General features: G+C 71.6%; 7 protein-coding genes. 5 read left to right on the forward strand and 2 right to left on the reverse strand.

What is annotated here, in order from left to right:
• Positions 1-60: 60 nt before the first annotated feature.
• On the reverse strand, positions 61-1,320 hold the full coding sequence (locus OHO27_RS37605) for a glucarate dehydratase family protein (protein ID WP_328429397.1): 1,260 nt from the start codon (positions 1,318-1,320) through the stop codon (positions 61-63).
• The gene (locus tag OHO27_RS37610; RefSeq protein WP_328429398.1) at positions 1,317-2,225 is read right to left on the reverse strand and encodes a 5-dehydro-4-deoxyglucarate dehydratase; all 909 of its coding nucleotides are present in this window, start codon (positions 2,223-2,225) and stop codon (positions 1,317-1,319) included. The genes OHO27_RS37605 and OHO27_RS37610 overlap by 4 nt, the downstream gene beginning before the upstream one ends.
• A gap of 576 nt (positions 2,226-2,801) precedes the next feature.
• Between OHO27_RS37610 and OHO27_RS37615 the strand changes: the two genes are divergently transcribed.
• The 5 genes from OHO27_RS37615 to OHO27_RS37635 all read left to right on the forward strand — a co-directional run bounded on the left by OHO27_RS37615 (position 2,802) and on the right by OHO27_RS37635 (position 7,615).
• The gene (locus OHO27_RS37615; RefSeq protein ID WP_328429399.1) at positions 2,802-4,667 is read left to right on the forward strand and encodes a phage tail sheath subtilisin-like domain-containing protein; all 1,866 of its coding nucleotides are present in this window, start codon (positions 2,802-2,804) and stop codon (positions 4,665-4,667) included.
• Between the two features lie 33 nt (positions 4,668-4,700).
• Positions 4,701-5,225, forward strand: a complete 525-nt coding sequence (locus OHO27_RS37620; RefSeq protein ID WP_004003113.1) for a phage tail protein — start codon at positions 4,701-4,703, stop codon at positions 5,223-5,225.
• Positions 5,226-5,251: 26 nt separating this feature from the next.
• Entirely contained in the window at positions 5,252-5,989 is a 738-nt protein-coding gene (locus OHO27_RS37625) for a T4 family baseplate hub assembly chaperone (RefSeq protein ID WP_328429400.1), read from the forward strand.
• Complete coding sequence (locus OHO27_RS37630; protein WP_328429401.1) at positions 5,982-6,620, forward strand: hypothetical protein; 639 nt, start codon at positions 5,982-5,984, stop codon at positions 6,618-6,620. The genes OHO27_RS37625 and OHO27_RS37630 overlap by 8 nt, the downstream gene beginning before the upstream one ends.
• Before the next feature lie 143 nt (positions 6,621-6,763).
• A complete protein-coding gene (locus OHO27_RS37635; RefSeq protein ID WP_328429402.1) occupies positions 6,764-7,615 on the forward strand; it encodes a DUF4255 domain-containing protein in 852 nt (283 codons plus the stop codon).
• Positions 7,616-7,677: the final 62 nt, after the last annotated feature.

Below are 7,677 nucleotides of genomic sequence, written 5' to 3' on the forward strand. Positions count from 1 at the left end.
GCCCGGGAGTGAGCAGTACTTCACCAACGGGGTAGCCACTTCACCAACGGGGCAGTCACTTCACCAACGGGGCAGCCGGCTTTCGTACTCCGGCCGGATCCGCCGCATGTAGCCGGTGTCGTCGCGGGAGCGCATCCCGGAATCCACGTACAGCCGGTGCAGCCGGTCCAGGGCGTCGTGGTCGAGTTCGACGCCCAGCCCCGGACCGGTGGGGACCGCGACCGCGCCGTCGCGCAGTTCCAGGACGCCGGGCACGATCACGTCGTCGGCCGAGTTCCACGGGTAGTGCGTGTCGCAGGAGTGGTCGAGGTCGGGGATGGCCGCCGCCACATGGGTCATCGCGGCGAGGCTGATGCCCAGGTGCGAGTTGGAGTGCATCGACAGGGCGATGCCGAACACCTCGCAGACCGCGGCCAGTTCACGGGTGCGGCGCAGTCCGCCCCAGTAGTGGTGGTCGGTGAGGAGCACCTGGATCGCGTTCTGCTCGATCGCCGGCCGCAGATGGTCCCAGGCGATCACGCACATGTTGGTGGCGAGGGGGAGCGGGGAGTCCTTCGCCACCTCCGCCATGCCGGCGATGCTCGCGGCGGGATCCTCCAGGTACTCCAGGATGCCGTCCAGTTCACGGGCGACGTAACGTGAAGTCTCTACAGTCCAGGCGGTGTTGGGGTCCAGCCGGAGCGGCTGCCCGGGGAAGGCCTCCGCCAGCGCCTTCATCGCCGCGATCTCCTCGTCGGGCGGGAACACGCCGCCCTTGAGCTTGAACGAGCCGAAGCCGTACCGCTGTTGCATCAGCCGGGCCTGCTCGACGATGCCGGCGGGATCCAGCGCCTCGCCCCAGTCGTCGCCGACCGCCGGGCGGCCGTCGAGGGCCGGGTGCTCGGCCCACTTGTAGAAGAGGTAGGCCGCGAACGGCACCGTGTCGCGGACCTTGCCGCCGAGCAGGTCGCTGACCGGGCGGCCGAGGAGCCTGCCCTGCGCGTCGAGACAGGCGACCTCCACCGCCGAGGTGGTCCAGCCGCGCTCGTGGGAGCTGGGCACGGTCGGCAGCAGGGCGGCGTCGATGGCGGCCGCGACGGCCGTCGTGTCGAAGACGTCCATGCCGACGACGACCTTCGCCGCCGCCTGAAGCCGCTCCAGACGGGCGACGCCCCCCGGGGACTCGCCGAGGCCCACCGTGCCATCCTCCAGGACGAGTTGGAGGATGACCCGCAGGGCGAGCGGCTCATGGACGCCGCTCGAGTTGAGCAGGGGCGGGTCGCGGAAGGCGATCGGGGTGACGATCAGCTCGCGGATCCGGGTGCCGGCGCCGGTGCTCATGCGCGGACCGCCTCCAGGCCGTGGTCGATGAGTTTCGCGAGCCGGGCGACATGCTCCGGCGCCGGGTCGAGCAGCGGCGCCCGTACGCCGCCCACGTCCAGGCCCCGGAGCGTCACCCCGGCCTTGACGAGCGCCACGGCGTATCCCGGGACCTCGTCGCGGAGTTCGACGAGGGGGCCGTAGAACTCGTCCAGGAGCCTCGTGACCAACTCCCTGTCGTCGCGCTGCAGCGCCTGGTGGAAGGCCAGCGCGATCTCCGGGGCGAAGGCGAACACGGCCGAGGAGTACAGGTCGACGCCGATGCCGCGATAGGCGGGCGCGGTCATCTCCGCCGTGGGCAGGCCGTTGAAGAACTGGAAGTCCGCGCCGCCGGGCAGGGCGCGTACGGCCCGGACGATGCGGTGCATCCGCTCGATGTCGCCGATGCCGTCCTTGAGGCCGATGACCTGCGGTAGGGCGGCGATCTCGGCCGCCGTGGCATCGGTGAGGCGGGCGGCCCCGCGCTGGTAGAAGATCACCGGCAGTCCGGTCGCCGCGGTGACCTCCTCGACGTAGCGCACCAGGCCTCCCTGCGGCGCCGTCACCAGGTACGGGGGCAGCAACAGGATGCCGTCGGCGCCGGCGCGTTCGACGCGGGCGGCCTGGTCGCGCGCCACCGGGGGCGGGCCGCCCGCCGCGGCCAGGACGGGCACACGTCCGGCGGTCGTCCGCACGGCGACCCGCGTGGCCTGTTCGATCTCGTCCGGCGTCAGCGCGTGGAACTCGCCGGTGCCACAGGCGACGAACACACCGCCCGCGCCGGCGGCGACCCCGGACTCGATGTGCTGGTCGAGCCGTTCCTCGTCCAGCGATCCGTCCGCGCCGAACGGCGTGACCGGAAAGAACAGCACTCCTTGGAACTTCATGTCTCCCTCAGTTCGCATGTATGAACTGGTTTCACACATCTAAATGCTCGGTCAAGCTAAGAATCGTTTCAGTCCCATGTCAAGACATGGCTCGGGGATTCACCCCCGGAAAACCGGCCACAGCGGGTTGTGTGCGACTCGGGGAGGTCGTACGTGCGTGCGACCAGTCGAACGAGGTGAGTGGAGGGATTTCGTCCCGGCGGGGGCCCTCGGGGCGCTCCGTGGCGTCATCGCTGTGCAGATTCCGTGAACCACCTGGCCGGGGCGCGCAGGCGCGATGTGCGGATGCCGGGAGGGGGCCTTCACCAAACCCTCTGCCGGGCTGGCCTGAAGGCACCTTGCTCCGTCAACTCTCAACGCCCCAAGGTGGATTGAGCACTTGAGCATCAGGAGTCACAAGCGCGTTGCTTGGCCCCGGCGACCGACAAGTCCGGGGTGCAGACGGGGGAACTGAATGCGGTGTGCGTCGTAGCGTCGCTCGTGTGGGGGGCGTCTTCGCGCGCCGGAAAGGGAATGCCTCCCTCCGCCACCTCTTGGTGCATTTGTCCGGTGCCCAAGACAGGGAGTAGGAGGGGAATGCCGATGAGCGCGGTGAGCGCCGCCAGGCCGACGTATCCCGGCGTCTACGTCGAAGAACTTCCCAGCAGCACCCGCACGATCTCGACCCTGACCACGTCCGTGACCGCCTTCGTGGGCCACACCCGGCGCGGTCCGCTCAACGAGCCGGTACGCGTCACCAGCTTCACGGAGTTCGAGCGCCGCTTCGGCGGCCTGAGCGCCCAGAGCGCCGTCGGCTACGCGGTCCACCAGTTCTTCGGCAACGGCGGCACCGTCGCGGTGATCGTCCGTGTCGCCAAGGCCGGCAGCGGCAGGGCCGCCTGCGTCACCCTCAAGTCCACCGAGGGCCACAGCGAGGGCCCGGTCCTCGAGGTGCACGCCAAGGAGCCCGGCGTCTGGGGCAACGGCCTGCGGGTCGCCGTCGACCACGACACGCCGTGCCCCGACGAAACCTTCAACCTGCGTGTCTACGACGCCAAGGGCGACGCCCGTGAGAGCTTCACCGGCCTGTCCATGGACGCCGCGCACGGCCGCTACGCACCGACCGTGATCAACGCGGGCTCCAAGCTGATCCGCGTCGAGGCCGTCGGCGAGGGCCGCCCCGACCCGTCCGGCACCGTCTCCAAGCCGTTCGGCCACGAGCTGCCGAACCTCGCGGTCGACCTGACGGTCAAGATCGGCGAGGTGGAGCGCGAGTTCACGCTCTACGACCCCGACTGCGACGGCGAAGCCCCGTGCAGCGTGGCCGAGTTGGCGCTGCTGCTGGAGCGCAAGCTGCGCGCCCTGCCCGACGCGCCCGGCAAGCACGCCTTCGCGGGCGCCGAGGTCACCCCGTTCGGCCGCCGTATCCAGGTCGTCGCCGGCTCCACCGACCCCGAGGACGTCGTCCGCTTCCTCGGCGAGTGCGCCAACGACCTGGGCCTGGAGGCCTCCGTCAACCCGCCGGTCTTCCCGCTGGAGGGCGGCGAGGACGGCGAGGCACCCGGCCCGCGCGACCTCATCGGCTCCGAGGGCGACAAGAGCGGCATCCAGGCACTGCGTGGCGTCGCCGACGTCAACCTGCTGGCGCTGCCGGAACTCGCGGCGTACGAGAAGACCGAGGACGCCCTCACGGTCATCTCGGCCGCCCAGCGGCTGTGCGCGGAGCGGCGGATCTTCCTGCTGGTCGACGCGCCGAGCACCTGGGTCAGCGTCGACACCGCACGCGCCGGATTGGCCGCCTTCGACGCCGTGCGCGGCAACCACGCGGGCCTGTACTTCCCGCACCTGCAGCTCACCGACCCGCTCACGGGCCGGCTGCGCTCCTTCCCGCCCTCCGGCGTGGTCGCCGGCGTCATCGCCCGCACCGACTCCGAGCGCGGCGTGTGGAAGGCCCCGGCCGGCACCGAGGCGCGGCTCGCGGGCGTGCACTCGCTCACCGTCAACCTGACCGACCGCGAGACCGGGCTGCTCAACCCGCTCGGCGTCAACTGCCTGCGCACCTTCCCGGTGACCGGCCCGGTCGTCTGGGGCGCGCGCACGCTGGAGGGCTCCGACGCGCTCGACAGCGAGTGGAAGTACGTGCCGGTGCGGCGCCTCGCGCTGCATGTGGAGGAGAGCCTCCAGCGCGGCCTGCAGTGGGTGGTGTTCGAACCCAACGACGAGAACCTGTGGCAGCAGATCCGGCTCGCCGCCTCCTCGTACCTGCACACCCTCTTCCGCCAGGGCGCCTTTAAGGGCGGCACGCCGCGCGAGGCCTACTTCGTCAAGTGCGACAGCGACACGACGACCGCCGAGGACATCGAGAACGGCGTCGTGAACGTCCTCGTCGGCATCGCACCGGTCCGGCCGGCGGAGTTCGTGATCGTCAAAATCCAGCAGACGTCCGGGCAGTTCGCGCTCTAGGCGCGGGGAAACGTGGAGAACTGAAGGAATCCGATGGCTGAGTTCACGGTCAACGCGCATCGCTTCGACCCCTACAAGAACTTCAAGTTCCTCGTCCTGTGGGACGGCCGGACGGTCGCCGGCATCAGCAAGATCAGTCCGCTGAAGCGGACGACGGAGGTCGTCAAGCACCGCCACGGCGGCGACCCCTCCTCCCCGCGCAAGTCGCCGGGCCGCTCCGAGTTCGAGGGCATCACCCTGGAGCGCGGGGTGACCCACGACCCCGAGTTCGACCGCTGGGCCAACAAGGTCTGGCAGGTCGGCGCGGGCCTCGGCTCCGAGGTCTCGCTCGCCGACTTCCGCAAGGACATAGTCATCCAGGTCCTCAACGAGGCCGGCCAGGTCGCCGTCTCGCACAAGCTGTACCGGACCTGGCCGAGCGAGTACCAGGTCCTCGGTGAGCTGGACGCCAACGCCAACGCGGTGGCCATCCAGTCGCTGAAGCTCGAGTGCGAGGGCTGGGAGCGGGACTACGAGGTGCCCGAGCCGGAGGAGCCCTCGTTCCTCAACCCCGCTTGACCAGCGGGTAGTTGAGGGGGCAAAGAATGGTGATCACGGGGGCGGCCGAACTGCTGGCCACCTGGGAGGCGGGCCTCGCCGAGGCACCGACGGGGCGCGCGCTGCTGCTGCACCGCACGGCGCGCCCGGACGTCGACGCCGCGACGCTGCCGGTACTGCCGGTGGGGGAGCGCGAGGCCGACCTGTTCGCACTGCGCCGCGCCCTTTTCGGGGAGCGGATGCAGGTGCGGCTGGGCTGCGCGGCGTGCGGGGAGGACATGGAGTTCGACCTGGACGCCGGGGAGTTCGCGCGCTCGCTCGGCGAGCGGGCCCGGCCCCGTGGTTCCGTGGTGCGTGTCCAACAGGACGGCTGGGACGTGGAGTTCCGGCTGCCCGCGGCCGCCGACCTGACGGCGGCAGCGCGGGCGGCGGACCCGCGCGCCGCCCTCCTCGCGCGGTGCCTCGTCTCGGCGGAGCGCGCCGGGGCGGCCGTACCCGCCGAAAACCTGCCCGTCCCGGTCCAGCGCCGGATCGCCGAGGCCGTCGAGGCCGCCGACCCCGGCGCCGACGTCACGCTCACCATCGCCTGCCCCGAGTGCGACGAGGCCACCCGGGCCGAGCTGGACATCGCCTCCTACCTGTGGACCGAACTGGACGCCTGGGCAAGGGACCTGCTGCTCGACGTCCATCTGCTCGCCACGTCGTACGGCTGGAGCGAGCCGGAGATCATGGCGCTCAGCCCGCTGCGGCGCCGCTACTACCTGGAGCTGTGTGCGGATGTCTGACGCGGACGGGGCGCCGGCTCCCGACTTCCTCGACCGGCTGATCGCCCGGCACGCCCCGGCAGCCGTCGGTCCGCGCCCGGACGTGGTGCGGGTACGTCCCCGGCTGCCCGGCCCGTTCGAGCGGGTCGAGGCGGTACGGGCCACGGAACCGGAACCGGACGACGGCTCCGGCCTGCTGTGGCCAGCGACCACGCCGACCGCCGTACGTCCGGGGGAGACACCGGCCACGGCCACGCCCGCCGCGCGGCTGCACACGGAACGGGAGCGGACGTTCGTACGAACCGAACGCGCCCAGGCCGAGCCGGCACCGCGTCCCGCGCACCGGGCCCTGCCCGATGCGCCGCTCCTGCGTCCCGCAGCGCCGGTCGCGCCCGGTCCCCGGCCCGCGCCGGACGCCGTGCAGCGGGCGGCGGGCCGTGGGCGTCCGGAGCGGAGCGCATCCCGGACCGCGGCGTCCGCGCCCGTCCCCCGGGCGCGGACGCCGCATCCCCCACCGCGGGTTCCGCGGCCCTGCGGCCCAGCGCCGCGGACACGGCGGCAGCACGGGACGCCGTACGGCAGGCCGCGGCCCGGCGCCCCGCGCGGACGCCCGAACAGGTGGTGCAGGTGCAGATCGGGCGGCTGGAAGTGACGGCCGGACCCGCGGTGTCCGGGGGCACACGGCAGCGCACGCCGTCGTCGGCGGAGCGGCCGGGGGCGACCTTGAGCCTGGCCGACTACCTGGCGCGGGGGCGGGAGTGACATGACGGACCGAGAAACCGAGGAACCGACTTCATGAGCAACGCACTCGCCATCGCCCATGTCACCCAGGCCCTGTCCCTGCTGCTCGCGTCCAACGTGGGCTCGGAGTTCGACGAGGCCGTGAAGGTGGAGCCGCGCAAGCCGCCGGCGGAGGCGCCGGACCACCCGACCATCAACGTGTTCCTCTACCAGGTCACCCCCAACACGTCGATGCGCAACAACGACCTGCCGACCCGGGCGTCCGACGGCACGCTGGTGAAGCGGCCCGTCGCAGCCCTGGACCTGCACTACCTGATCAGCGCGTACGGCGACGAGACGACCCTGGTCGGACAGCGGCTGATCGGGTCCGTGGTGCGGACCCTGCACGAGATACCGATCCTGCCGAAGGACGTCATCGAGGAGACCGGTCACCTCCCGCACCTGGTGGGCAGCGACCTCGCCGAGGCGGCCCAGCGGGTGCGGTTCACGCCCACGGTGATGGACGTGGACGAGACGTCGAAGCTGTGGGGGATGCTCCACCAGACGCCGTACTCGCTGTCGGTGGTCTACCAGGCGGTCCTGGTCCTCATCGACGGGCGTCGGACGCCGGTGCCGGCGAAGCCGGTGGAGCGGACGGACGTACGGGTGCTGCCGTTCGGGGCGCCGGGGGCGCCGGTCCCTCCGGGGGGTGAGCCGAGTGTGGTTGAGGTTCCGTCAACTACTGCGACACCAACCGCTGTTGACAAGACCGTGTCGGCAGAACCCGGGCTGCCCGTGAGTGGTGCTGCCAAGAAGACCACGAAGGCCCCGGCCAAGACCGTCGCCAAGGCTCCGGCACGGGCCCGCAAGACCACCCGGGCGGGCAAGCCGCCGCAGCCGGAGCCACGGAAGGACACGGAGGGCTGAGAAGAGATGGGGACGACGGGGGCAGGAGAGCGCATGGGGACTAACGAGGCGGGCACGGCGAC

Origin of the sequence: Streptomyces sp. NBC_00443 (assembly GCF_036014175.1) — a bacterium.
Taxonomy (GTDB): Bacteria; Actinomycetota; Actinomycetes; order Streptomycetales; family Streptomycetaceae; genus Streptomyces.

Excerpts from the sequence above, each read along its gene's own strand:
- OHO27_RS37605 (WP_328429397.1), bottom strand. The coding sequence starts at position 1,320 with ATGAGCACCGGCGCCGGCACCCGGATCCGCGAGCTGATCGTCACCCCG.
- OHO27_RS37635 (WP_328429402.1), top strand. The coding sequence starts at position 6,764 with ATGAGCAACGCACTCGCCATCGCCCATGTCACCCAGGCCCTGTCCCTG.
- OHO27_RS37620 (WP_004003113.1), top strand. The coding sequence starts at position 4,701 with ATGGCTGAGTTCACGGTCAACGCGCATCGCTTCGACCCCTACAAGAAC.
- OHO27_RS37610 (WP_328429398.1), bottom strand. The coding sequence starts at position 2,225 with ATGAAGTTCCAAGGAGTGCTGTTCTTTCCGGTCACGCCGTTCGGCGCG.
- OHO27_RS37630 (WP_328429401.1), top strand. The coding sequence starts at position 5,982 with ATGTCTGACGCGGACGGGGCGCCGGCTCCCGACTTCCTCGACCGGCTG.
- OHO27_RS37615 (WP_328429399.1), top strand. The coding sequence starts at position 2,802 with ATGCCGATGAGCGCGGTGAGCGCCGCCAGGCCGACGTATCCCGGCGTC.
- OHO27_RS37625 (WP_328429400.1), top strand. The coding sequence starts at position 5,252 with ATGGTGATCACGGGGGCGGCCGAACTGCTGGCCACCTGGGAGGCGGGC.